The organism is Brevundimonas sp. SORGH_AS_0993 (assembly GCF_030818545.1).
In the GTDB taxonomy this organism is placed as follows: domain Bacteria; phylum Pseudomonadota; class Alphaproteobacteria; order Caulobacterales; family Caulobacteraceae; genus Brevundimonas.
In genome coordinates, this window is sequence record NZ_JAUTAH010000001.1 from 2615341 (window position 1) to 2637113 (window position 21773).

General features: G+C 68.5%; 28 protein-coding genes and 1 pseudogene. 12 read left to right on the top strand and 17 right to left on the bottom strand.

The features are described from left to right. Positions 1 to 91: 91 nt before the first annotated feature. Positions 92 to 643 (top strand): OmpA family protein, encoded by a 552-nt coding sequence (locus tag QE389_RS12875; RefSeq protein ID WP_307367965.1) that lies wholly within the window; start codon positions 92 to 94, stop codon positions 641 to 643. 60 nt (positions 644 to 703) lie between these two features. Here the strand turns inward: QE389_RS12875 and QE389_RS12880 are convergent, their stop codons facing one another. Both QE389_RS12880 and QE389_RS12885 read right to left on the bottom strand, forming a co-directional pair. Continuing rightward, positions 704 to 1405 carry an NAD-dependent deacylase gene (locus QE389_RS12880; protein WP_307367968.1) on the bottom strand — a complete coding sequence of 234 codons (702 nt, stop codon included), beginning with the start codon at positions 1403 to 1405 and terminating at the stop codon, positions 704 to 706. After that, the gene (locus QE389_RS12885; protein ID WP_307367970.1) at positions 1402 to 2310 is read right to left on the bottom strand and encodes a LysR family transcriptional regulator; all 909 of its coding nucleotides are present in this window, start codon (positions 2308 to 2310) and stop codon (positions 1402 to 1404) included. The genes QE389_RS12880 and QE389_RS12885 overlap by 4 nt, the downstream gene beginning before the upstream one ends. Before the next feature lie 190 nt (positions 2311 to 2500). Between QE389_RS12885 and QE389_RS12890 the strand changes: the two genes are divergently transcribed. The 5 genes from QE389_RS12890 to QE389_RS12910 all read left to right on the top strand — a co-directional run bounded on the left by QE389_RS12890 (position 2501) and on the right by QE389_RS12910 (position 5876). Beyond that, a complete protein-coding gene (locus QE389_RS12890; RefSeq protein ID WP_307367973.1) occupies positions 2501 to 3607 on the top strand; it encodes an S-(hydroxymethyl)glutathione dehydrogenase/class III alcohol dehydrogenase in 1107 nt (368 codons plus the stop codon). A gap of 64 nt (positions 3608 to 3671) precedes the next feature. Then, positions 3672 to 4058: a VOC family protein gene (locus QE389_RS12895; RefSeq protein ID WP_307367976.1), complete on the top strand. Its 387-nt coding sequence runs from the start codon at positions 3672 to 3674 to the stop codon at positions 4056 to 4058. Further along, positions 4059 to 4892: an S-formylglutathione hydrolase gene (fghA, locus tag QE389_RS12900; protein WP_307367979.1), complete on the top strand. Its 834-nt coding sequence runs from the start codon at positions 4059 to 4061 to the stop codon at positions 4890 to 4892. A 40-nt stretch (positions 4893 to 4932) separates the two neighbouring features. Further along, positions 4933 to 5157, top strand: a complete 225-nt coding sequence (locus QE389_RS12905; RefSeq protein WP_307367982.1) for a hypothetical protein — start codon at positions 4933 to 4935, stop codon at positions 5155 to 5157. Between the two features lie 107 nt (positions 5158 to 5264). Beyond that, positions 5265 to 5876: a superoxide dismutase gene (locus QE389_RS12910; RefSeq protein WP_307367985.1), complete on the top strand. Its 612-nt coding sequence runs from the start codon at positions 5265 to 5267 to the stop codon at positions 5874 to 5876. 59 nt (positions 5877 to 5935) lie between these two features. Here the strand turns inward: QE389_RS12910 and QE389_RS12915 are convergent, their stop codons facing one another. Further along, positions 5936 to 6157: a hypothetical protein gene (locus QE389_RS12915; protein WP_307367988.1), complete on the bottom strand. Its 222-nt coding sequence runs from the start codon at positions 6155 to 6157 to the stop codon at positions 5936 to 5938. 248 nt (positions 6158 to 6405) lie between these two features. Between QE389_RS12915 and rpsD the strand changes: the two genes are divergently transcribed. Further along, on the top strand, positions 6406 to 7023 hold the full coding sequence (gene rpsD, locus QE389_RS12920; RefSeq protein ID WP_307367991.1) for a 30S ribosomal protein S4: 618 nt from the start codon (positions 6406 to 6408) through the stop codon (positions 7021 to 7023). A gap of 190 nt (positions 7024 to 7213) precedes the next feature. Further along, positions 7214 to 7579 (top strand): hypothetical protein, encoded by a 366-nt coding sequence (locus tag QE389_RS12925; protein WP_307367993.1) that lies wholly within the window; start codon positions 7214 to 7216, stop codon positions 7577 to 7579. Positions 7580 to 7597: 18 nt separating this feature from the next. Here QE389_RS12925 and QE389_RS12930 read toward each other — a convergent pair whose 3' ends face one another. Beyond that, complete coding sequence (locus QE389_RS12930; protein ID WP_307367996.1) at positions 7598 to 8701, bottom strand: NADH:flavin oxidoreductase/NADH oxidase; 1104 nt, start codon at positions 8699 to 8701, stop codon at positions 7598 to 7600. Between the two features lie 275 nt (positions 8702 to 8976). Here QE389_RS12930 and QE389_RS12935 point away from each other — a divergent pair, with 275 nt between their 5' ends. Further along, entirely contained in the window at positions 8977 to 9357 is a 381-nt protein-coding gene (locus QE389_RS12935; protein ID WP_307367999.1) for a hypothetical protein, read from the top strand. Here the strand turns inward: QE389_RS12935 and QE389_RS12940 are convergent. From QE389_RS12940 to map, 8 genes are all read right to left on the bottom strand, one after another. Continuing rightward, complete coding sequence (locus QE389_RS12940) at positions 9338 to 9778, bottom strand: thioesterase family protein (protein ID WP_307368002.1); 441 nt, start codon at positions 9776 to 9778, stop codon at positions 9338 to 9340. The two genes, QE389_RS12935 and QE389_RS12940, sit on opposite strands and share 20 nt — an antisense overlap. Further along, entirely contained in the window at positions 9778 to 10128 is a 351-nt protein-coding gene (gene grxD / locus QE389_RS12945; RefSeq protein ID WP_307368005.1) for a Grx4 family monothiol glutaredoxin, read from the bottom strand. The genes QE389_RS12940 and grxD overlap by 1 nt, the downstream gene beginning before the upstream one ends. 83 nt (positions 10129 to 10211) lie before the next feature. Further along, positions 10212 to 11114, bottom strand: coding sequence for an aldo/keto reductase (locus tag QE389_RS12950; RefSeq protein ID WP_307368008.1), 903 nt, complete (start codon positions 11112 to 11114; stop codon positions 10212 to 10214). Between the two features lie 3 nt (positions 11115 to 11117). Beyond that, complete coding sequence (locus QE389_RS12955; protein ID WP_307368011.1) at positions 11118 to 11354, bottom strand: BolA family transcriptional regulator; 237 nt, start codon at positions 11352 to 11354, stop codon at positions 11118 to 11120. 68 nt (positions 11355 to 11422) lie between these two features. Then, positions 11423 to 11950 carry a GNAT family N-acetyltransferase gene (locus QE389_RS12960; protein ID WP_307368014.1) on the bottom strand — a complete coding sequence of 176 codons (528 nt, stop codon included), beginning with the start codon at positions 11948 to 11950 and terminating at the stop codon, positions 11423 to 11425. A 4-nt stretch (positions 11951 to 11954) separates the two neighbouring features. Further along, positions 11955 to 12755: a hypothetical protein gene (locus QE389_RS12965; protein ID WP_307368016.1), complete on the bottom strand. Its 801-nt coding sequence runs from the start codon at positions 12753 to 12755 to the stop codon at positions 11955 to 11957. A 46-nt stretch (positions 12756 to 12801) separates the two neighbouring features. Beyond that, positions 12802 to 13548, bottom strand: coding sequence for a DNA repair protein RadC (gene radC, locus QE389_RS12970; RefSeq protein WP_307368019.1), 747 nt, complete (start codon positions 13546 to 13548; stop codon positions 12802 to 12804). Between the two features lie 164 nt (positions 13549 to 13712). Continuing rightward, the gene (gene map, locus QE389_RS12975) at positions 13713 to 14531 is read right to left on the bottom strand and encodes a type I methionyl aminopeptidase (protein ID WP_307368021.1); all 819 of its coding nucleotides are present in this window, start codon (positions 14529 to 14531) and stop codon (positions 13713 to 13715) included. Positions 14532 to 14874: 343 nt separating this feature from the next. On the opposite strand from map, the gene QE389_RS12980 reads away from it, so the two are divergent. Beyond that, positions 14875 to 16227: an OmpP1/FadL family transporter gene (locus QE389_RS12980; RefSeq protein WP_307368022.1), complete on the top strand. Its 1353-nt coding sequence runs from the start codon at positions 14875 to 14877 to the stop codon at positions 16225 to 16227. A 267-nt stretch (positions 16228 to 16494) separates the two neighbouring features. Here the strand turns inward: QE389_RS12980 and QE389_RS12985 are convergent, their stop codons facing one another. The 4 genes and pseudogenes from QE389_RS12985 to QE389_RS12995 all read right to left on the bottom strand — a co-directional run bounded on the left by QE389_RS12985 (position 16495) and on the right by QE389_RS12995 (position 19998). After that, positions 16495 to 17649 (bottom strand): DEAD/DEAH box helicase, encoded by a 1155-nt coding sequence (locus tag QE389_RS12985; protein ID WP_373458351.1) that lies wholly within the window; start codon positions 17647 to 17649, stop codon positions 16495 to 16497. Between the two features lie 76 nt (positions 17650 to 17725). Beyond that, positions 17726 to 17995: pseudogene (locus QE389_RS14715) on the bottom strand (DEAD/DEAH box helicase); the annotation flags it as partial. Between the two features lie 306 nt (positions 17996 to 18301). Then, entirely contained in the window at positions 18302 to 19186 is an 885-nt protein-coding gene (locus tag QE389_RS12990) for a hypothetical protein (protein WP_307368024.1), read from the bottom strand. Between the two features lie 68 nt (positions 19187 to 19254). Further along, positions 19255 to 19998, bottom strand: a complete 744-nt coding sequence (locus QE389_RS12995) for a glutaredoxin (RefSeq protein ID WP_307368027.1) — start codon at positions 19996 to 19998, stop codon at positions 19255 to 19257. A 114-nt stretch (positions 19999 to 20112) separates the two neighbouring features. Between QE389_RS12995 and QE389_RS13000 the strand changes: the two genes are divergently transcribed. Beyond that, the gene (locus QE389_RS13000) at positions 20113 to 20499 is read left to right on the top strand and encodes a MerR family DNA-binding protein (RefSeq protein WP_307368029.1); all 387 of its coding nucleotides are present in this window, start codon (positions 20113 to 20115) and stop codon (positions 20497 to 20499) included. Positions 20500 to 20508: 9 nt separating this feature from the next. Here QE389_RS13000 and QE389_RS13005 read toward each other — a convergent pair whose 3' ends face one another. Further along, positions 20509 to 20838, bottom strand: coding sequence for a DUF1491 family protein (locus QE389_RS13005; protein ID WP_307368031.1), 330 nt, complete (start codon positions 20836 to 20838; stop codon positions 20509 to 20511). A 57-nt stretch (positions 20839 to 20895) separates the two neighbouring features. On the opposite strand from QE389_RS13005, the gene QE389_RS13010 reads away from it, so the two are divergent. Continuing rightward, a complete protein-coding gene (locus QE389_RS13010) occupies positions 20896 to 21768 on the top strand; it encodes a hypothetical protein (protein WP_307368033.1) in 873 nt (290 codons plus the stop codon). The last annotated feature ends 5 nt before the right edge of the window (positions 21769 to 21773 follow it).

Sequence of the window (21773 nt, forward strand, 5' to 3'; positions counted from 1 at the left end):
AAAGCACGTCATTACTCCGCCTTTCAGCCTACGCCATTTTCATCTGGCGCATGAACTGGGCGTGGCGCCCCCGGCAAGAAGGAGACAGAACTTGAGCAGATCGAAACTCAGGATGGCGGTCGTCGGCGGCGCCCTCATCGCCCTAGGCTTTGCGGCCAGCGGCTGCGCCAGCCATCGTTTCGTGCGTGATCAGGTCGAAGTCGTCGACAACCGCGTGACCCAAGTGGAAGGCACGGCAGGCCAGGCCCTGCAACGCGCCAACGACGCGCACAAACTGGCCGAGGGCAAGTTCCTCTATCAGGTCGTGCTGTCCGACGATTCCGTGAAATTCCCCACCGACGCGGCGGCCCTGTCGCCCGAGGCCGAGCAGCGCCTGGCCCAGTTCGCCCAGCGTTTGCAAAGCGAGAACCGCAACGTCTATCTGGAAATCCAGGGCTATACCGACGCCACCGGCACGCCCCAGCACAACGACCAGCTGGGCGAGCAGCGCGCCGAGGCCGTGCGCCGCTTCCTGAACCGTCAGGGCGTGGCCCTGAACCGCATGGCGACCATCTCCTATGGTCAGGAGCAGCCGGTCGCCTCCAACGACACGCCGGAAGGCCGTTCGCAGAACCGCCGCGTGACCATCGTGGTCCTGGCCTGATCGCCTCGACGTCGAACACCGGAACGGCGGCCGCCTTCGCAGCGGCCGCCGTTTTCGTCACTACAGCGTGTCCAGGAAGGCCGGCACGGCCTGCGTCGCCGGCCCGTAAACGCCTTCGTCGAACAGGCGCGCGCCGGACGTCGGCTCCAGATTGATCTCCACCGTCCGCGCCCCGGCATACCGCGCCGCCTGCACGAACCCCGCCGCCGGATAGACCGCGCCCGAGGTGCCGATGGAGACGAACAGGTCGCAAGCCTCCAGCGCCCGCTCGATCCGCGCCATGTCCAGCGGCATCTCGCCGAACCAGACGATGTGCGGCCTTATCCGCCCCTGCGGATGATGGGGCGAGGGCTGGTCCGCCGCCATGTCGCCCGGCCAGTCCATCACCACGCCCGAACGAGTGCAGCGGCCCTTCAGCAGTTCGCCATGCATGTGGATCAGGCCGAACCCGGCCGCCGGCGGCGTGTCGGCATGGGCCCGGTCATGCAGGTCGTCGACGTTCTGCGTCACCAGCAGGAAGTCCCCCTCCCACCGCGCCGCCAGATCGGCCAGCGCCCGGTGCGCCGCATTGGGCTGGACCTCAGCCAACTGCCGCCGCCGCCGATTGTAGAAGTCCTGCACCAGGGCCGGGTCGGCCGCATACCCCTCCGGCGTCGCCACATCCTCGATCCGATGCCCACACCACAAACCGTCCGACGCCCGAAAGGTCGGCACGCCGCTCTCGGCCGATATCCCGGCCCCGGTCAGGACGACGAGGTTCATTCCGGCGTTCTCCATTCCGGCGTTCTGCGGACGGGCGACAGCCGATCCTGCAGCCAGTCGATCATGGCGCGCACCTTGGGCGGGACGTGGCGGGGATGCGGATGGACGGCCCAGACGCCTTCGTCCGGCGGTCGGGCGTCGTCCAGCAGGGAGACGAGGGCGCCCGAGGCCAGGGCGTCCGTCACATAGAAGTCCGGCAACTGGCACAGGCCCAACCCCTGCAGCGCCGCATCCAGCACCGCCGCGCCCGAGTTGCAGCGCCAGCGGCCGCTGGGGCGCAGGGCCACTTCCCGCCCCGCCTCGGTGAAGCGCCAATGTTCGGCCGAGCCGAGCAGCCCGTCGTGGCTGGCGATCTCGGAAAGGTCGCGCGGCGCGCCTCGCTTCTCCAGATAGTCGGGGCTGGCGCACAGGATCAGCCGCCGCGAGGCCAGCCGCCGCGCCATCAGCCGCGAGTCGGTCAGATGGCCGAACCGCACCGCCAGGTCATAGCCGTCGCCGACCAGGTCTCGCAGCCGGTTGTCCAGGTCCAGGTCGATCCGCAGTTCCGGGTTCTGGCGGGCGAAGGCGTTGACGGCGGGGGCGACGAACCGCTCGCCATACGACACCGAACAGGTCATCCGCAGCAGGCCGCGCGGCGCCTGGTCGTCGGGCTGGACGGCGGCCAGGGCCTCGTCCCTTTCGTCGATCAGACGGCGGCAGCGGGCCAGGAAGTCGCGGCCCGCGTCTGTCAGCTCCACCCGGCGGGTCGTGCGGTGAAGCAGGCGGGTCTGAAGCCGGTCCTCCAGCCGCGCGATCTCCCGGCTGACAGCCGAGGTCGACAGGCCCAGCCGACGCGCGGCGGACGAGAAGCTGGCCTGTTCGGCGACAGCGGTGAATTCGTCGATCCCGTCCCAGCGGCTGCTCATGCGGATGAAGCAGCATGATTATCCCTGTCAGGCAATAATGTTTTGCGTTTGTCGCCATTTCGACGCCGCACGATCCGGCCTAGAACGGGCGGGAAATCATCGCTTTTGTCCCTCACGCAGCGAGCTTCGTCATCCCCGCGCAGGCGGGGACGCGCGGCGAGCGATAGGGCCCTCCGGAGAATCGAGCATCATGAAAACCCGCGCCGCCGTCGCCTTCGAGGCCAAACGTCCGCTGGAGATCGTCGAGGTCGATCTGGAAGGCCCGCGCGCCGGCGAGGTGCTGATCGAGATCAAGGCCACGGGCGTCTGCCACACCGACGCCTATACGCTGGACGGGCTGGACTCGGAGGGCCTCTTCCCCAGCATCCTGGGCCACGAGGGCGCCGGCGTGGTGGTCGAGGTGGGGCCGGGCGTGACCTCGGTGCAGGTCGGCGACCACGTCATCCCGCTTTACACGCCGGAATGCCGCCAGTGTAAGTCGTGCCTCAGCCGCAAGACCAATCTTTGCACCGCCATCCGGGGCACCCAGGGCAAGGGGCTGATGCCCGACGGCACCAGCCGCTTTTCCTACAAGGGGCAGGCCATCGCCCACTATATGGGCTGCTCCACCTTCTCGAACTACACCGTCCTGCCCGAGATCGCGGTGGCCAAGATCAGGAAGGACGCCCCGTTCGACAAGGCCTGCTACGTCGGCTGCGGCGTGACGACGGGGGTGGGCGCGGTGGTCAATACGGCCAAGGTGGAGCCGGGCGCCAACGCCGTCGTGTTCGGCCTGGGCGGCATCGGCCTGAACGTCATCCAGGGTCTGAAGATGGTCGGCGCCGACATGATCGTGGGCGTGGACCTGAACCCCGACAAGGAGGCGTGGGGCCGTCGTTTCGGCATGACCCATTTCGTCAATCCGAAGGACGTGTCGGACGTGGTGGCCCATCTGGTCGAACTGACCGGCGGCGGCGCGGATTACACCTTCGACTGCACCGGCAACACCGTGGTGATGCGCCAGGCGCTGGAGGCCTGCCATCGCGGCTGGGGCGAGAGCGTCGTCATCGGCGTGGCCGAGGCGGGCAAGGAGATCGCCACCCGCCCGTTCCAGCTGGTCACGGGTCGCGTCTGGCGCGGCTCGGCCTTCGGCGGCGCGCGCGGCCGCACCGACACGCCCAGGATCGTCGACTGGTACATGGACGGCAAGATCGAGATCGACCCCATGATCACCCACACCCTGCCGCTGGAACGCATCAACGAAGCCTTCGACCTGATGCACGCGGGCGAAAGCATCCGGTCGGTGGTGGTGTTCTGATCGACTTGCGGAGCGTCTGGGTTCGTTGTTTATAGAAACGGACCTGGATCAGGGAGGTTCGATCATGTTCACCCACGTCACCGTCGGCGCCGACGACGTCGAGGCTTCGCGCCGCTTCTACGACGCCGCCCTGGGGGCGCTGGGCGTCGAGCCGGGGCAGGGGCCGGACCTCAAGGGGCGCTATTGGTGGCGGACGCGGCTGGGCGCCTTCGCGGTCGGCAAGCCGATCGACGGCGAACCGGCCTGCCACGCCAACGGCGGCACCATTGGCTTCTACGCCAAAAACGCCGACGCCGTTCGGGCCTTCCATGACGCCGGCGTCGCCGCCGGCGGCCGCGCCATCGAGGACCCGCCCGGCGAGCGTCAGGGGCCGTTCGGGCCGATGATCCTGGCCTATCTGCGCGATCCGTCGGGCAACAAGATCTGCGCCATGCACCGAAAGAGCGTCTGAATGGAAACCATCAAGACCCACGCCGTCCACGGCGGAACCCTGCGCTATCTGAAGCACGACAGCACAGCGACCGGTACGCCGATGACCCTGTCGGTCTTCACGCCGGGCGGACCGGGGCCGTTTCCCGTGCTGATCTGGCTGTCGGGCCTGACCTGCACCGAGGACAATTTCACCACCAAGGCCGGCGCCTATCGGGCCGCCGCCGAGCATGGCCTCATCGTCGTGGCGCCGGACACCAGCCCGCGCGGCGAAGGGGTGGCCGACGATCCGGCCTATGACCTGGGCCAGGGCGCGGGCTTCTACGTCGATGCGACGCAAGGCCCCTGGGCGCCGCATTTCCGCATGGAAACCTATGTCACGGACGAGCTGATCGGCCTGATCGACGCGAACTTCCCTACGACCGGGGCGCGGTCGATCAGCGGCCATTCCATGGGCGGCCACGGCGCCCTGACGTTGGCCCTGAACCATCCCGACCTGTTCCGCTCGGTCTCGGCCTTCGCCCCCATCTGTTCGCCGACCCGCTGCCCCTGGGGCGAAAAGGCGTTCACCGCCTATCTAGGGCAGGATCGCGCCGCCAGGGACCGCCACGACGCGGCGAAACTGATCGCGGCCGGGGCCGCGCGCGGGGTCTATGACGACATCCTGGTGGACCAGGGCGACGCCGACAGCTTCCTGACCGACCAGCTGAAGCCCGAACTGCTGCAAGCCGCCGCCGACGCCGCCGGCCAGAAGATGACGATCCGCATCCAGCCCGGCTACGACCACTCCTACTTCTTCATGGCCAGCTTCATCGCCGACCACATCGCCTTCCACGCCGAACGGCTGAAGGGTTGAGCGTCTGTCCCGCCGCGCCGGGCGGTGCTAAGGCGGCGGCATGACCGCTCTCGACGCCTATGAACCGATGTTCGCCGCCCTCTGCCGCGAGGTGGGCTTCTGCCTGCACGAAAAGGGCCGGCGCCGCGTGGTCGAGGCCCTGCCCAAGGGGCTGGACGCCGCGGTCAAGGCCGTCTTCGCCGCCGAAGGGGTGGACGAACCCAATGCGCCGGGGGACCTGAAGCGCGCCGTGCGCGACTGTCTGAAGTCGAACTTGCCAGCTTGACCGTTGGCGGCGGATAAGGCGGAACGAAACTCCGCACTGTCGCTTGGGTTTCACGAACGGGCGCCTATGTGCAGCCCATCAAGATCTGTCGGAAAGAGGAACCTCCCATGGCCTTCACCCTGCCCCCGCTGCCCTACGCCTATGACGCCCTGGAGCCGGCCATCGACAAGGAGACGATGACCTTCCACCACGACAAGCACCACCAGACCTATGTCGACAACCTGAACAAGGCCGTGGACGCCGACGCCGCCCTGCAGGGCCAGTCGCTGGAAGACCTGTTCGCCAACATCTCCAAACTGCCCAAGGCCGTGCGCAACAACGGCGGCGGCCATTGGAACCACAGCCTGTTCTGGGAACTGCTGGCGCCACAGGGCCAGACGGGCGAGCCCTCGGCCGAGTTGGCCGCCAAGATCGACGCCGACCTGGGCGGGCTGGACAAGTTCAAAGCCGATTTCGACGCCGCCGGCGCCGGCCAGTTCGGCTCGGGCTGGGCCTGGCTGATCCTTCAGGACGGCAAGCTGAAGATCACCTCCACCCCGAACCAGGACAATCCCCTGATGGACGTGGTCGAGGAGAAGGGCGCGGTCCTGCTGGCCGCCGACGTGTGGGAACACGCCTATTACCTGAAGTACCAGAACCGCCGCGCCGACTATCTGAAGGCCTTCTGGTCGGTGGTGAACTGGAACAAGGTCAACGCCCTGTTCGACGCCGCCAAGTAAGGCGGCCCTGAATCGAAGACTGTGACGCCCGCCGGAGACCGCTCCGGCGGGCGTTCTCGTCAGATGCGCAGGTCGACGGCGCGCCAGATGCGGTCGTTCATCCGTTCGGCGTGATGCTGGCGCACCGCGCGACGCTGACGCAGCATCTCGTGAATGCCGTCGGCCAGATCCAGCAGTTGATGGTCGCTCAACGGTTCGACCAGATCGACCAGCTTGCGTTTCAGGGTCTCGAAGCCGCGGTCGGACAGGCCGGCCTGAAAGCTGTTCTTGTCGGTTCGCATTTCAATCCTCCTTTCCTCCCTCGGCGGTGTCGTGTGCAGAGGGAAGGGAGAGATTGCGGCATGGTTCCGCGCCATCGTGCTTAACGGCCCGTCCGGCTTGACTCCGAAGGTCCGCATGGCCATAAGCGCCGCCTTCCACGTCTCGGTTCGCCGCAGGCGGGATTGATGACGGAAGATGCGTGGACCGCCGTTGAGATCGCATTCCCAATCCAGGGGACGCCGGGCCGCATCGCTGAAAAGAGAATAGAATGTCCAAGCGCCACAGCGCCAAATACAAGATCGACCGCGCCATGGGTGAAAACCTGTGGGGCCGCGCCAAGTCGCCGGTCAACAAGCGCTCCTACGGCCCCGGCCAGCACGGTCAGCGCCGCAAGTCCAAGGTTTCCGACTTCGGCCTGCAGCTGAAGGCCAAGCAGAAGCTGAAGGGCTACTACGGCAACATCACCGAAAAGCAGTTCGCCAAGACCTATGACGAGGCGACGCGCCGCAAGGGCAACACCTCGGAAAACCTGATCGGCCTCTTGGAATCGCGCCTGGACGCCGTCGTCTATCGCGCCAAGTTCGTCCCGACCGTCTGGGCCGCCCGCCAGTTCGTCAGCCACGGCCACGTCCTGGTCAACGGCAAGAAGGTGGACATCGGCTCCTATCGCGTGAAGCCGGACGACGTCGTCTCGGTGAAGGAAAAGTCGCGCAACATGGCCCTGGTGCTGGAAGCCCAGCAGTCGTCGGAACGCGACGTGCCGGACTATCTGGAACTGTCGGACCGTTCGTTCGCCGTTCGCTACGTCCGCGTCCCGGAACTGTCGGACGTGCCGTATCCGGTGAAGATGGAACCGAACCTGGTCGTCGAATACTACGCTTCGTAAGCGGAGCTTTCTTCAGAGCGGCTATCGGCCTTCGGCCGACTTGAGCCGCTTCTGGATTTGAGTTTGGAGGGCCTCGGATTCGTCCGGGGCCTTTCGTTTTTATATCCTGTTCCCTCGACGGGCGAACAGGCGCATTCTCGGCCGGTTCAGGCTTCGAGGCAGGGGAGGTCGTCTGTTGCGCGACTCCATCATGAAACGCTTGGCTGTGATCGCCGCCGCATCGGCCAGCCTGGCCGCTTGCGCGAGCGACGGCGAACCGACCGTCTCCACCGTCGGCATGCCCGGCGCCCTGGAGCCGATCCACGCCGCCGCCTTCACCAAGGACCAGGCCGTCTTCTGGGTCAGCTCCAACGGCTGCACACGCAAGGAAGACCTGATCCCCATCGTCAGCCTGCAGGGCGGCAACGCCGTCATCACCCTGCGCCGCATCGACGAGGACAAGTGCCGCGACAACCGCGCCGAAGGGGTCGAGCTGAAGTGGTCGTTCGAGGAACTGGGCCTGAAGCCCGGCTCTCCCGTCAGCGTCAACAACCCCTACCAGCTGCCCCAGACCTGAAGCGCCGCGCCTGAGGGGTCAGAGCGACCGACCGTAGTCGGGCCAGCGGCCTCTGGCGGCCATGGCGTATTGCGCCGGCAAGTCCTCGGGCGCGCCCAGGGCGACGGCCGCGTGACGCGGCCAGTTCGGATCGTCCAGCGCCGCGCGGGCGATGGCCACCAGGTCCGCCTGACCCGACGCCACGACAGCTTCGGCCTGTTGCGGATCGAAGATCAGACCCACCGCCATGACCGTCGCCTCGGGTGCGGCGGCCTTCATCGCCTCGGCGAACGCGACCTGATAGCCGGGCTGGTCGCCGGGAATGGCGGCGCGCGGAACGTTGCCGCCGCTGGTCAGGTGCAGATAGTCGTAGCCCAGGGCGTGCAGAGCCTGGCCGAAGGCCATGACCTCCTCCAGGCTCACCCCGCCCTCGATCCAGTCCGAGCCGTTGAAGCGCGCGCCCAGGGCCTTGGTCCGGGGCCAGGCGTCGCGGAGAGCCTGGGCCACCCTGAGCGGAAAGCGCGCCCGGTTCCGGGCCGAGCCGCCATAGGCGTCGGTCCGCTGGTTCGACAGGGGCGACAGGAATTCGCACAGCAGATAGCCGTGGGCGGCGTGCAGTTCGACCAGGTCGAACCCGGCCCGGTCGGCGCGGCGGGCGGCCTGGACGAAGGCGTCGACCACCCGGTCCATGTCCGCCTCGGTCATGGCCGTGGGCGTGTGCCAGTCGTCGCGGAAGGGCAGGGCCGAGGGGGCGAAGGTCTCCCAGGCCCCATCGTCGGCCGACAGGGCGCCGCCGCCCTTCCATGGCGCGCTGGTCGAGGCCTTGCGCCCGGCGTGGGCCAGCTGCACCCCGATGGGCGTGTCGGAATAGGTGCGGATTCCCTTCAGGATGTCGGCGAAGGCTTCGGCCTGGGCGTCGTTCCACAGGCCGGTGTCGTCCGGGGTGATGCGGCCGGCCGCCTCCACCCCCGTCGCCTCCACGATGACCAGGCCGGCGCCGGAGACGGCCAGTCGGCCCAGGTGCTGGGCGTGCCAGGGCTGGGCCACACCGTCGACGGCCGAATACTGGCACATGGGCGCCACGACGATGCGGTTCTTCAGCGTCAGCGGCCCGACGCGGCGGGGTGAAAACAGCAGGCTCATGGGCAGTGTCCGAACGGCGAGGAGGATTTCCAGCTAAGCCCTCTCGGGCCGCGATCAAGCCCGGGCCTGTCCGATTGTTCATCTGCCTTGCCGCGAATTAACGTGCCTTGGACCCCGCCGGCGCGCCAAGTAAGGGTCAAGCTTCAACTGGGGAACACACCAATGCTTCGTCTCGCTCTCGCCATCGCCATCGCCGCCCCGCTGCTGTCGGGCTGCATCATCGTCTCGACCGAAAAGCCGACCACCCGCGTCGTCACCGCGCCCGCGGGTCAGTGATGCGCGCCGTCGTCAAGGGACTGGTGATCGCGGCCCTGGCCGCGCCGCTGCTGTCGGCCTGCGTCATCTATGACAGCGACGCCGGGGAAAAGATGGTGGTCAACGTCTCGCGCAACGACGCGCCCGTCGGGGAGGCGATCCGTCAGGCCCGCTTCGTCGACGGCGCCCTGGTCGCGCGGATCGATTCCAACGGCTGCACCCAGGCGTCGGACTTCGAGGTCCTGGTGTCGGACAGCTCGCCCGCCGAGATCACCCTGCGCCGGACCAAGCCGGACCTGTGCAAGGCCCTGGCGCCCGACGGCGTGGAACTGCGCTGGACCTACGCCGACCTGGGCCTGGCGCCCGGCACGCCGGCGCGGATCATGAACCCGCTGAAATAGCTTCGAACACGCTCAGCATCGCGGGCGGAATACGCTGCGGCCTCAGGGTCGCGGCGTCCACCAGCACCCATTCGGTGACGCCCTGGGCGCAGACGCGGCCCTGGGCGTCCTCGATGCGGACATAGCGATCGAAGCGCGGCCCCTGCGGCTGGCCGACCCAGGTGCGGGCGACCACGCCGGTCGCGCCGGGTTCGATCCCGCGCAGATAGTCGATTTCGTGCCGGGTCGCGACCCACGACCATTTCGCCCGCGTCGCCTCGTCGAAGCGCGCGTTCCAGTGGGCCGTGCCCGCGTCCTGCAGCCAGCCGACATAGACGACGTTGTTGACGTGTCCGTTGGCGTCGATGTGTTCCGGCCGGACCTCCAGCGGAACGACGAAGACCTCTCGGTCCTCGCGCGGCGTCAGGAGGGCGCGGGCCATCAGACCTCGCCCAGGACGACGCCCTTTTCGGCCATCAGGGCCTGAAGCTCGCCCGCCTGGAACATCTCGCGGATGATGTCCGAACCGCCGACGAACTCGCCCTTCACATAGAGCTGGGGAATGGTGGGCCAGTCGGTGAAGGTCTTGATGCCTTCGCGCAGGGCCTCGTCCTGAAGCACGTCCACGCCGACGAAGGCCGCGCCGACATGGTCCAGGATCTGCACCGCCAGGGAGGAGAAGCCGCAGCGCGGCTGGTCCGGCGTGCCCTTCATGAACAGCACCACGTCGTGCTGGGCGACGGTGTCGCCGATGAAGGCGTGGACGGGGTCGGCGGAGGCGGTGTCGGTCACGGTTAAGGGCCTTTCGTGAAGCCCGTCAGCTAGGGAGGCCGGGGGCTCAGGTCAAGGCGCGAGGCCGTGATCCGGCGGCGGCGTCAGGCCGCATCGCTGGCGATCACGCGACCCATTTCGATCTGGGCGGCCAGGCCGGGAGGCATGTCGCGCTCGGGAACCGCGGTCAGGAGCGCCAGTTGCTCGACATCGGCGGCCCGCACGATGACGCTGGAAACCGACGGATCGCTGAGCACATAGCCCAGGCAGATGGTCTCGGCCGTCCAGCCCTGGGTGCGATACAGAAAGCCGAAGGCGTCCTTCTGCGGCGTGTCCGGCGGACGTTTGGCCTTGCCCAGGCCGAACAGGCCCTTCTTGAAGAGCGGCTCGTCCGGAGAACGCCGCCGCCGGTCGTGGAAATAGTCGTAGGCGAAGACCGCCATATCCTGTTGGCGGGCCGTGCGGATGCGGTTGCGGATGCGCCAGTCGACGTTGATGTCCAGCGGCGTGGCCAGGACGTCGAAGGCGCCGGTGGAGACATAGGCGTCCATCACTTGGCCGCCGCCCGCCACGCCCAGCAGCTTGACCCGCCCGGTCGCCCGCAGGGTCTTCAGCGCCTGGAGCGACGCCTGGGGCAGTTCATGCTCGCCCGGCTCCTGCAGCAGGGCCAGATCGATCCAGCCCAGGCCGGAGAAATGCAGGGCGCGGTCGATGGCGCCGGTCATGCCCTCGGCCGAAAAGTCCCGATCCGGACCCCGGCCGTAGCCGACGCCCAGGGTCAGGATCACGCACACCAGGCTGCGCTCGACATAGGACAGGGCCTCGCCCAGCACCTCGGCGGCGACCGGGTCGGCGGTCTCCAGCCGGAAGGTGTTCACCCCGGCCTCCAGGGCGGAATAGATCAGCTCCAGCGCCGCCTTGCGCCCGCGCGCCAGGGCTTCGTCGCCGAAGCTCAGGGTGATGCTGGAAACGGCGGAGCTGGTCGCGCCGAAGGGACGATAGCGCATGATTCAGCCTTCCGGAGCGGCGGTTTCGAGCGCCAGGGCGTGCAGTTCGCCGCCCATCTGGCCCTTCAGGGCCGCATAGACCATCTGGTGCTGGCGCACGCGCGGCACGCCGGCGAAGGCGGTCGAGACGATGCGCGCGCGATAGTGGTCGCCGTCGCCCGCCAGATCCTCGATCGCGATCTCCGCATCGGGGAAGGCGTCGACTAGATGCTGTCGCAGGGTTTCGACGGACATGGGCATGGGCGGCTCTGGACGGACTTCGGGCGGTCTTTCGGCGCATAATCTGCCGCAGAAACCTTAATGGCTGCCTACGCCCCGGCGCACGGCCGTTCGAACAGCTGGACCGAATGATCCTTGTAGATCGCGGTCGCATAGGCGCGGTAGCCGACGCGCGCCGCCAGCTTCAAGGACGCCAGGTTTTCCGGCGCGATCATGCAGACGGTGCGCGGGGCCCCAAGAACGCGGTCGGCCCAGCCCAGCACGGCCGTCAGGGCCTCGGCCGCATAGCCCCGCCCCTGAAAGGCCGGCGCCACGCCCCAGCCCAGTTCGGGCGCATCGAAGGGCGGGTCCAGGTCGCGGCGATAGTCGAACACGCCCACGCTGCCGACATAGTCGCCGCCGTCGCGCAGCCGGACGCTCCAGTTCCCGTGGCCCCGCGCCGCCCAGTGGCCCAGGTCGCGCAGCAGGCGGAACCAGATCTCTTCCTCCGACAGGGCGCGGCCCATGATGTGGCGCGTGAAGTCCTCGTTCTTCCACAAGGTCAGCAGGTCGGTCAGGTCGCCGAGGGTGGCGGGCGTAAGGACCAGGCGGTCGGTGGTCAGCCGGTTCCGCGACATGGTTTCACACCGTAAGCGTCAGCAGGCCGCCGCCCAAGGTCCGGCTGGCGTCCTCGACGGCCTTCTGCGTCTCTGCCACGGCCTGTTTGGCCGCGCGGTCGTCCGCGTCGCTCCGCGCCGTCGCCGGGCGTCTGGCCAGGGCCTTGAGGGCGTCGGCCAGACGACGCGCCTCGCTCAGAAAGTCGCGGTCGGCCTGGGCGGCGGCGTTGCGGCTCGCCGTCTCGGCCGTGCGGGCCTCGGCCTCCTGCGCCATGCGGCGATAGGGATTGGTCTCGGTCGCGGCCGTTTTGTCCGCCTTGTCGGCTTCGGCTTCGGCATCGGGCTCGGAGCCGGTTTTGGCGTCGGTTTCGGCGTCGCCGGCCGTTGTCGTCTGGCCGGACTGATCATTCGGCGTCTGCTGCGAGGCCGCGACCGTCGAGTCTCCCGCCTGGGCCTCGGCCTGGGTGGTCTGGGCGGCCGCCTTCGTGCCGTCGGCCAGGTCCTGCGGGGCGCCGCCCGTCCCGGCGTAGGCGCTGACCGCCGCCTTCAGCTCTCGCGCCAGTTGGGCCACGGCCTTGGGATCAACGGGGCTGGTCATCTTCAGCATCTGCAGCCGGGCGCGGATCTGGTCCACCTTCTGTTTGGCGGCGGCCTTGCGTGCGTCGGATGCAGCGCTCGTCCGCTGTTTCAGCGTCGCCAGGGCCGATTGCGCCTCGCGCAGCCGCGTCGTCGCCCGATCGTTCTCGGCCGCCTGCCGTTCGGCGCGCCCCTCCGCCAGTCGGTTCACGGGCAGGCTGGACGTGGGGGGAACCGAGGACAGGGTCATGGGGAAAAGGTGGCGGATCAGGCTTAACGATCGGTGAAATCCCGCCTCACATCAGGCCCAATTGCTTGAAGCTGGCCACCCCGTCGCGGCCGACGACCAGGTGGTCGTGGACCTCGATGTTCAGCGGTCGGCCGGCCTGCACCACCTGTTTGGTCATCTCCACGTCGGCGCGGCTGGGCGTTGGATCGCCAGAGGGGTGATTATGGAGCAGAATCAAGGCACTGGCCGACAGCTCCAGCGCGCGCCGCACCACCTCGCGCGGATAGACCGGTGCATGGTCGACCGTGCCCCGGTTCTGCACCTCGTCCAGGATCAACTGGTTCTTCTTGTCCAGGTAGATGACCCGGAACTGCTCGCGCGGCTCGTGCTGAAGAGCCACGCGGACATAGGCCAGCAGCGCCGTCCACGACGAGATGACCGGCCGTTTCTCCGTCGGCTCGCGCGCGATCCGTCGCGTCACGTCGAAGATCAGTTGAAGGTCCAGCGCCACCGCCCGCGTCGCCTTGCCGACGGCGTATCTCATGGACCGCGCCACCTGACCCTCGATCGCCTCGTGACTGGCCGCCCCGATCCCCTCCAGCCCGCCGAACCGCGCCAACAGGTCCTTGGCCAGCGGCTTGGTGTCCTTGTAGGGCACGCTGCGGAACAACAGCAGCTCCAGCAGCTCGTAGTCGGGCAGGGCGTCCAGCCCGCCCTTCGCCGCCCGTTCGCGCAGACGGTCCCGATGCCCGCCGTGGCGGGGCCTGGTCTTGGATGCGGGCGCATCCGGGCCCGGCGGCGTATGGTCGAGCATGTCCCCTCCGCTCTCGCACAACCTGTGCGGAATGCGAGGCGGGATCAAGGGTGCGCTTCTACATCCAAGCTACGCCGGACAACAATTGGGGAGCGTCCTTCCGGGTTCGTCCTTCGGACGCCCCGGAAGGACGCTCCAATCGTGAGGCGCAGAGACGCTTCGCGTCAGTTCGGCCGGAACAGCCCCGCCGGTGACGCCGTGAAGATTTCCAGTCCGTCTTCCGTCACCCCGATGGTGTGCTCGCACTGGGCGGACAGGGACTTGTCGCGCGTCACGGCGGTCCAGCCGTCGGACAGGACCTTAACGTGCGGCTTGCCCAGGTTCACCATCGGCTCGACGGTGAAGAACATGCCCGGTTTCAGCGTCGCGCCCTCGCCCTTGCGGCCATAGTGCAGGACGTTGGGGCTGTCGTGGAAGACCCGGCCGATGCCATGGCCGCAGAAGTCGCGCACCACGCTCATGCGCTGGGCCTCGACGAACTTCTGGATGGCGAAGCCGATGTCGCCGAACGTATTGCCCGGCTTGACCTGTTCCAGCCCGATCTCCAGCGACTGATAGGTGACGTCGATCAGCTTTTTCGCCCGGGCGTTGATTTCGCCCACCGCATACATCCGGCTGCTGTCGCCGTGCCAGCCATCGACGATGACGGTGTGGTCGATGTTGACGATGTCGCCGTCCTTCAGAACCTTGTCGCCGGGAATCCCATGACAGACGACGTGGTTGATGGAGGTGCAGACCGTCTTCTCGTAGCCCTTGTAGCCCAGGCAGGCGGGCAGGCCGCCGTGGTCCAGGGTGAATTCCCGAATCAGGTCGTCGATGGCGCCGGTCGTCACGCCCGGCTTCACATGGGCGGCGATCATGTCCAACGCCTCGGCCACCAGACGACCGGCCTTGCGCATGCCCTCGAAATCCTCGGGCGCGTGGATGCGGATGGCGCTGGAACGGACCAGGACGTCGGTTTCCAGTTCGGGCGTTTCGTACATGGGGGTCTTCGATCAGGCTTTGAGGCGGGGCGCGATGCAGATGGCCCTTATATCACGGATGCACAAGGCGACCTTGGGGCGAGCGAAGGCGGCAAAGAAATCCGCCCAGGGCGCGCGGCAAGCCGGCCACGCTGCGAAACTTCGGGATTAGGGGACCGCTTCTTGCCGCAACGGAACCTCTCGGTGGTGTGATCGTGTGCAGCTTTTGCGACACAGTTTCGCCCGGATCGGAGCAGAGAGCGGCCATGCATGCAACGCTTTCCGGTCGAAAGCGCTGTGGCGCCGTCTCTCCCCGACACCCCACCGCCGCGTCGATGGCGGGGGCCTTTACTTAGGAAGTAACATGACCTCCAGGAATATCGCTCGCATGGGCGGCATCGCCCTGACCACCGCCCTGCTGGCGGGCGTCGCCGCGCCCGCCATGGCCGGCTCCTTCTACGTTCAGGAACAATCGACCCGCGGCCAGGGCCGGGCCAACGCCGGCGTCGGCGCCGACAAGGGCGTCCAGTCGCTGTGGTGGAACCCCGCCGCCATCGCCGGAACCCAGCGCGAAGTCTATACGGGCCTGCACGGCCTGATCCTGGATTCCAGCGTCGACGACCGCGGTTCGACCCTGACCTACAACGTTCCTGTCACCGGCGTCGGCCTCGTCAGCCGCACCTATCCGGTCAACGGCGACCCGCATGTCCATGACGTGGTCGAAAGCGGCGTCGTGCCGAACTTCGCCGTCTCGACCCCCATCGGCGACCGCTTCAACATCGGCCTGGCGGTCCAGGCGCCGTACAACTTCACCACCAAATATCTGCCGGACGACTTCGCCCGTTACGACGCCCTGACGTCCGAACTGCGCTCGGCCAACATCAGCCTGGTCGGCGCGATGAAGGTCACGGACTGGCTGGACGTCGGCGCCGGCTTCGACGCCCAGTACGCCAAGGCCACCCTGTCGTCGGCCCTGCCGAACGCGCCGATCCCGGCCGTCCTGTCGCCGGCCTATGTCGTGTCTCCGTCGACGGACGGCCGTAATCAACTGGAAGGCGATGGCTGGAACTACGGCTGGAACGCCGGCGCCCAGATGCATTTCGGCAAGCTGGACCTGGGCCTGTCCTACCGTTCGGAAATCAAGCACGAGCTGGATGGCACGGTGAACATCTCGGGCCTGACCGGGGTTCTGGCCGGCGCCAACGTCTCGGCCGACGGCGCGGCCAGGTTCACCACGCCGTGGTACGCCACCGTTTCGGCCCGCTACGCCGTCAACGACCGCCTGACCCTGAACGCCCAGGTCAACCAGATCGGCTGGAGCAAGTTCGACGCCATCCGCATCAACTACGGTGCGACCGGCGCCTCGACCATCGTTCAGGACTACGACGACGTCACCACCGGCGCGCTCGGCTTCGACTACAAGATCGACCCGACCATGACCTTCCGCGCGGGCGTGGGCTATGACCCGACCCCGACCCCGGACGATCACCGCACCGCCCGCATCCCCGACGGCGACCGCTGGCTGTACGCCGCCGGCCTGTCCAAGACGGTCGGCTCCATGACGTTCGACGGCGCCGTCACCTACATCGATATCGACACGGCGACGATCAACGACACCCGCGACGTCTATGGCAACGGCCTGGTCGTCTCCAGCCTGCGCGGCGAGGCCAAGGGCAATGGCGTCGGCTTCTCGCTGGGCGCGACCTGGAACTTCTAGGTCCGTTCAGCCCCGGCTGACATGACAACGGCGGCGCCCGCAAAGGCGCCGCCGTTTTTCGTTGCGCTGCGTCGCGGCGGATCATTCCACCGTCGTTCCGGGGGCGCAGGACGAGCCCGGAACCAGGAGGCGCGCATCTGGCCTCGGGCGCGTTCAGCAGCGCGACCGAGGCTCTGGCTTCCGGGTTCTTCGCTTCGCTCAGCCCCGGAATGACGAGTTGGAAAGGCGGCGGTCCCTCGATCCGCTGCGCTTACGGGCCGGTCGAGTTCACCCCTTCGCCGCGCCATAGCCCTTGCCGCCGTTCGAGGGGCGGCGACGGGGGCGGCGCTTCATTTCGCCGACCGGACGGGGCTCTTGCTGGCGCGTATCGGACGGACGCGGTTCGCGGGGGGCCGTCTTCTCGCCGGCCATGGGGTTGTAGGTCTTTTCCGGGCGGGGCGCCGCCGCCTCGACGCCGGGGCGGTTGCGGCGCTGGCGGTGCGGCTGGCCGCCGCCTTCCGGGCGCACGCCGTCGCGGTGCGGAACCCGGCGGCCACGGCCGCCCCGTCCCTGACCATGACCGCCCTCGTTGCGCTCGCCGCCTTCGCGGTCCGGCAGGGTCGCCTTCTTGGCCACGCCGGCGGCCATGATGGAGGCGTCCAGCGCCGCCAACTGCTTGTCGTTGCGGCGATCCGCGGCCGGGATCTTCTGGCGCGTGACCTTTTCGATGTCGCGCAGCAGCTTCATCTCGTCGCCGGCCACGAAGCTGACGGCGGTGCCGTCCTTGCCCGCCCGCGCGGTGCGGCCGATGCGGTGGACATAGCTTTCCGGCACATGCGGCAGTTCGAAGTTCACGACGTGCGAGACGCCGTCCACGTCGATGCCGCGCGCGGCGATGTCTGTGGCGACCAGCACCCGCAGCTTGCCCTTCTTGAAGGCGTCCAGGGTGCGCTCGCGCTGGGGCTGGGACTTGTTGCCGTGGATGGCGCCGGCCTCGACCCCGCCGGCCTCCAGATAGGCGGCGACCTTGTCGGCGCCGTGCTTGGTCTTGGTGAAGACCAGGCAGCGCTTGTATTCCGGATCGCTGAACATCTCGGTCAGCAGGGCGCGTTTCTTGCCCTGTTCGATATAGACGACCGACTGGCTGATGCGCTGCACCGTGGTCGATTGCGGCGTGACCTGGACCTTGACCGGGTCCTTCAGCAGTTCGCCCGCCAGCTTGCCGATCTCGGTCGGCATGGTGGCCGAGAAGAACAGGTTCTGGCGGCGCGCCGGCATCCGACTGACGATCTGGCGGATCGGCTTGATGAAGCCGAGGTCCAGCATCTGGTCGGCCTCGTCCAGGACGAAGATTTCGGTCGAGGACAGGTCCAGGGTCTTCTGCTGGATGTGGTCCAGGAGGCGGCCCGGCGCGGCGACCAGAATGTCCAGACCCTGTTGCAGGGCGCGCTCCTGGGCGCCGTATTTTCACGCCGCCGAAGATGACCGCGACCCGGAAGCCCAGATGGGCGCCATAGGCTTTAAAGCTGTCGCCGATCTGGGTCGCCAGCTCGCGCGTGGGCGACAGGATCAGGGCGCGGGTGGTGCGGGGCGCGGGCGGGGTGCGGTTTTCGGCCAGGCGATGCAGGATCGGCAGGGCGAAGGCGGCGGTCTTGCCGGTGCCGGTCTGGGCGATGCCCAAAAGGTCCTTGCCCAGCATGACGTCGGGGATGGCCTTTTCCTGGATCGGCGTCGGCTTCACATAGCCGGTGGAGGCCAGGGCCTGAAGGAGGGCCTTGTTCAGGCCCATGGAGTCGAAGGTGATGCTCACAGCAATGTCTTTCGCGTTCGGCGACGCGCATCGGCCATGGCATGACGCCGTCGGGCCGCGCACCGCCAGTCCCGACAGAGCCTCAAGCAAGAGGCCCGCGGGGTGGATCGGGCGCCGCCCCGCGTGTCCGGGCAGCGAATGAATATGAGGAGCCGGCGGCTGCTACAGTCAGGTCCGAAAGCGGACCCACACGCGCTGGAGACGCCGGAGATCGCGATTGTGCGATGCCGCGCAGATGCGCCCTCCAGCGCGTGAAGTCAAGGTCGGCCCGATCAGGCCGTCCCGTCAGCGACGGGCGCGGCTTTCCAGCTCGCCGATGCGGCGGTCCAGATAGGCGCTGTCGTCGGCCGATACGCTGAGCCGCGCATAGGCCGCTTCCAGCCGCTGCAGGTCGCCCAGTTCGACGCGGATGTCGGCCGCCTCGGCGCGGGCGATGCGGCCGGCGCGTTCCGAGGTCGTGACGGCGGTGTCCAGGGCCGCCAGGCGCTGGCGGGCCGTCATCGCCGGGGCCGTGGCGTTGGGGCCGTCCCCGACGCGCGTATCCAGGGCGTCCAGTCGGCTGTCCAGATCGGCGCGCTCGCTGGCGCTCAGGACGCCGTCGGCCTGGTAGCGCGCCTCCAGCTGGATCACGGCCTGATAGTCGGCCTTCAGGCGCGTGGCCTCCGTGCGGGTCAGGCGACGCGCGGCGACGGCGGCGTCCACCCGGCTGTCGAAGGCGGCGCGGCCGGCGGCGGCCCCGCCCGTCTCGCCATAGCCGGCCGCGCCGGAATCCAGCGTCTGGATCAGGGCGTTGTAGCGGCTGTTCAGATCGGCGCGCTCCTGGGCGGTGATCCGGCCGTCGGCGGCGTAGCGGGTCTCCAGGTCCACCAGGCCGGTGTAGTCGGCGCGCAGCCGCGTCCCCGCCGAGACGGACACCGTGCCGGCGCGCACGGCGGCGTCGATCCGGCCGCCGAACTGGCTCTGGCCGTCGCGCAGGGGGCGCTGGCCGCGCAGCCAGGCCTGATCCATCGCCGATAGGCCCAGCCGGTCGCCGAACAGGGCGCCGACAAGCGCGCCCAGCTGGTCTTCGGGCCGGGGCGTGGTCTGGGCGGAGGCGGCGCCGGCCGCGAAGGCGGGCAGGGCGACGGAAAGGGCGGCGATGGCGCAGGTCAGGCGGGCGGGGCGGGACATGGACGGCTCTTCGAATGTTGACGTTTGCTGGAAAACGGCGACATCGGCGGATGGTTGCGCGGGCGCGCTCACCCCCAGGCGCGCCAGCCCATCCAGGCGGCCATGGCGATCATCATCAGGTTCTCGGTCAGGGACAGGAAGCCCAACGGCACATTGCTGTCGCCGCCGACGCAGGCGCACCTCAGCTCGCGCTTCTGGATATAGACCGCCTTGAACACCGACCAGGCGCCGACGATCCCGACGAACATCGCCGCGGGAACCGACAGCCAATGCAGCACCCCCGCGACCATCAGCACGCCTGCGCCCAACTCCACGAACGGATAGACATAGGCGTAGGACACCCAGCGCCGCGCCAGCACGTCATACCCCAGGAACATTGTGGCGAACCCGTCCAGGTCGCGCAGTTTCAGCATCGCCAGGGCGCACATGGAGAAGGCGACGAACCATTCCGGCGTCCGCGGGTTCGCAAGGGTTCCGCCCGCGAAACTGGCGGCGGCGGCCATCAGGGCGGTGACGGCGAAGACGACCAGAACCGGCGTATAGGTCTTGCGGTCCTTGTCCCTGACCGGCTTGCCCAGGAACCGGCGCAGATCGTCGTAGCCGCCGATGCGTCGCCCGTCGATGAAGGTCTGGGGCGTCGTCTTGACCCCGTGTTCGGCCTTGAACGTCTCCGTCTCCTCTCGCGTCGTCAGCCAGCGGTCGTCGACCGCATAGCCTTCGCTTTTCAGCAGGTGGCGCGCCCGCAGGCCCCAGGGACAGACGTGCTTGTCCATCACCATGCGATAGAGGACGGCGGTTTTGGCGGGGGTCATGTCTGTGGTCATGTCTGTGGTCATGTCTGTGGTCATGGGGGGGGCGGTCCTGCGACTTGGCCTTTTCAGGGTCTGACCCCATGTGGGGTGCGGACCATGGTACGGAGTCAAGGCATGACGGAGACGACCATCGCGGGCCTGGCCCGCGCCGGCGGCGTCGGGGTGGAGACGGTGCGCTACTATCAGCGGCGCGGCCTGATGCCGAAGCCGGACGGGGCGCGCGGCGTGCGGCGTTACGGTCCGGCCGAGATTCGGCGTCTGCGCTTCATACGCGCCGCCCAGGGCGCGGGCTTCACCCTGGAGCAGATCGGCGAACTGCTGGCGCTGGATGCGAGCCACGACCATGCTCAGGCCCGCGCGCTGGCCCAGGCGCGGATCACCGACCTTGACCGCCGGATCGCCGAACTTCAGGCGGCGCGCGACGCCCTGACGGCCCTGGCCGCGCGCTGCGCCGACGCCGCAAATGGCCCTTGTCCGATCCTTACGGCGTTCGAAGGCTGATGGTCGGCGTCAGTCCTGCACCTTCTCCGTGATGAAGTGGCGGCCCTGGCGGTCTTCGATCTCCACCACCCACAAATCGGGGTCGTAGCCGCTCTGGCGGGCGATATAGGCGTCCAGTTCGCTTTCGCTGTCGCTGACGACGGGCTGGATCCACAGGCGGTCGCCGTCCACGCCGAAGGCTTCGGTGTAGAGGCGGGCGGTGCGGATCGAGGTGTCGAACACCTTGACGATGACCGAGCCGGCGCGCGCGTCGCCCTTCTTCACGACGGTCGCATAGGCGCCTTCGATCTCGGCGCGGCGGATCAGGGCGCCGACCCACAGGTCGCTGGACAGAAGCAATTCGCTAACCCTGCTCGAACACGGAACCCCAACCCCTGGCGGGCTAAGGGTCGGGGCATGAGGATAGGCCCTTCCCCCCGTCGGACCCAAGCGCGCTTTTCGGCGCTGCTGTCGGCCGTGCTGATCGCCGCCGTCCCGGCCTCGGCCCTGGCCGGCCCGGCGGACCGCTATTACGAGCGCAGCTTCGTCGTCGCCGCCCACCAGCGCTGCAACCTGTTCCGGCCCCAGTTGGCCGCCGCCCTGAACGCCGCCGCCTGGCAGGCGCGCGGCGCGGCCCTGCGCGCCGGGGCCGACGACCGCCAGATGGCCGAGACCGCCGCCCGCGCCCGCGCCCGCGCCGCCGTGACCCCGTGCGCCTCCGGCGACCTGAAGACGGTCAAGGGCCGGGTGGAGACCGCCTTCGCCGGCTGGTCGCGCACCGCCCGCATGGTGTTTCCGGGCCAGAGGGCCGACTGGACGGCCGACCGCGCCGCCTACGCCCGCCCCACCTGGCGCCTGGTCCAGACCGGCCGCACCGGCGCCTCGCCCGTTCGCTTCGGTGTGACGGGCGGCCTGAACCGGCCCGATCAGCTGGCGGCCGTGGTGTCCTGGCAGGGGCGGTCGCGCCCGACCGGGGTTCGCCTGGTGCTGCGCGACAAGGCGGTTGCGCCGCGTCCCTGGCTGGCGCGCGAACTGCCGCCCGTGGCCCAGCGCCGCGTCTTCTGGGCCGCCGGCGTCGCCTCGGCGGAAGACAGCCTGCTGGCCGAAGGCCGCGAGACGGGCCAGGCCTGGACCTTTCCCGCCGCCGCCGCCGACGCCCTGACGGGCCTGGACCCGCGCGAGGTCTTCACGGTCGAGTTCGTCTTCCGCGACGGCAGCGTGACCCGCTCGCTCTTCGAAGTCGGCGACTTCGCCGCCGGCCGCGCCTTTCTGGCGATGGGCCGGGTTTAGGGGCA

Excerpts from the sequence above, each read along its gene's own strand:
- fghA (WP_307367979.1), top strand. The coding sequence starts at position 4,059 with ATGGAAACCATCAAGACCCACGCCGTCCACGGCGGAACCCTGCGCTAT.
- QE389_RS12995 (WP_307368027.1), bottom strand. The coding sequence starts at position 19,998 with ATGACCCCCGCCAAAACCGCCGTCCTCTATCGCATGGTGATGGACAAG.
- QE389_RS12895 (WP_307367976.1), top strand. The coding sequence starts at position 3,672 with ATGTTCACCCACGTCACCGTCGGCGCCGACGACGTCGAGGCTTCGCGC.
- map (WP_307368021.1), bottom strand. The coding sequence starts at position 14,531 with ATGTACGAAACGCCCGAACTGGAAACCGACGTCCTGGTCCGTTCCAGC.
- QE389_RS12910 (WP_307367985.1), top strand. The coding sequence starts at position 5,265 with ATGGCCTTCACCCTGCCCCCGCTGCCCTACGCCTATGACGCCCTGGAG.
- QE389_RS12925 (WP_307367993.1), top strand. The coding sequence starts at position 7,214 with ATGAAACGCTTGGCTGTGATCGCCGCCGCATCGGCCAGCCTGGCCGCT.
- QE389_RS12935 (WP_307367999.1), top strand. The coding sequence starts at position 8,977 with ATGCGCGCCGTCGTCAAGGGACTGGTGATCGCGGCCCTGGCCGCGCCG.
- QE389_RS12980 (WP_307368022.1), top strand. The coding sequence starts at position 14,875 with ATGACCTCCAGGAATATCGCTCGCATGGGCGGCATCGCCCTGACCACC.
- QE389_RS12885 (WP_307367970.1), bottom strand. The coding sequence starts at position 2,310 with ATGAGCAGCCGCTGGGACGGGATCGACGAATTCACCGCTGTCGCCGAA.
- rpsD (WP_307367991.1), top strand. The coding sequence starts at position 6,406 with ATGTCCAAGCGCCACAGCGCCAAATACAAGATCGACCGCGCCATGGGT.
- QE389_RS12905 (WP_307367982.1), top strand. The coding sequence starts at position 4,933 with ATGACCGCTCTCGACGCCTATGAACCGATGTTCGCCGCCCTCTGCCGC.
- QE389_RS12965 (WP_307368016.1), bottom strand. The coding sequence starts at position 12,755 with ATGACCCTGTCCTCGGTTCCCCCCACGTCCAGCCTGCCCGTGAACCGA.
- QE389_RS12890 (WP_307367973.1), top strand. The coding sequence starts at position 2,501 with ATGAAAACCCGCGCCGCCGTCGCCTTCGAGGCCAAACGTCCGCTGGAG.
- QE389_RS13000 (WP_307368029.1), top strand. The coding sequence starts at position 20,113 with ATGACGGAGACGACCATCGCGGGCCTGGCCCGCGCCGGCGGCGTCGGG.
- QE389_RS12915 (WP_307367988.1), bottom strand. The coding sequence starts at position 6,157 with ATGCGAACCGACAAGAACAGCTTTCAGGCCGGCCTGTCCGACCGCGGC.
- QE389_RS13010 (WP_307368033.1), top strand. The coding sequence starts at position 20,896 with ATGAGGATAGGCCCTTCCCCCCGTCGGACCCAAGCGCGCTTTTCGGCG.
- QE389_RS12990 (WP_307368024.1), bottom strand. The coding sequence starts at position 19,186 with ATGTCCCGCCCCGCCCGCCTGACCTGCGCCATCGCCGCCCTTTCCGTC.
- radC (WP_307368019.1), bottom strand. The coding sequence starts at position 13,548 with ATGCTCGACCATACGCCGCCGGGCCCGGATGCGCCCGCATCCAAGACC.
- QE389_RS12940 (WP_307368002.1), bottom strand. The coding sequence starts at position 9,778 with ATGGCCCGCGCCCTCCTGACGCCGCGCGAGGACCGAGAGGTCTTCGTC.
- QE389_RS12930 (WP_307367996.1), bottom strand. The coding sequence starts at position 8,701 with ATGAGCCTGCTGTTTTCACCCCGCCGCGTCGGGCCGCTGACGCTGAAG.
- QE389_RS12950 (WP_307368008.1), bottom strand. The coding sequence starts at position 11,114 with ATGCGCTATCGTCCCTTCGGCGCGACCAGCTCCGCCGTTTCCAGCATC.
- QE389_RS12960 (WP_307368014.1), bottom strand. The coding sequence starts at position 11,950 with ATGTCGCGGAACCGGCTGACCACCGACCGCCTGGTCCTTACGCCCGCC.
- QE389_RS12955 (WP_307368011.1), bottom strand. The coding sequence starts at position 11,354 with ATGCCCATGTCCGTCGAAACCCTGCGACAGCATCTAGTCGACGCCTTC.
- QE389_RS12880 (WP_307367968.1), bottom strand. The coding sequence starts at position 1,405 with ATGAACCTCGTCGTCCTGACCGGGGCCGGGATATCGGCCGAGAGCGGC.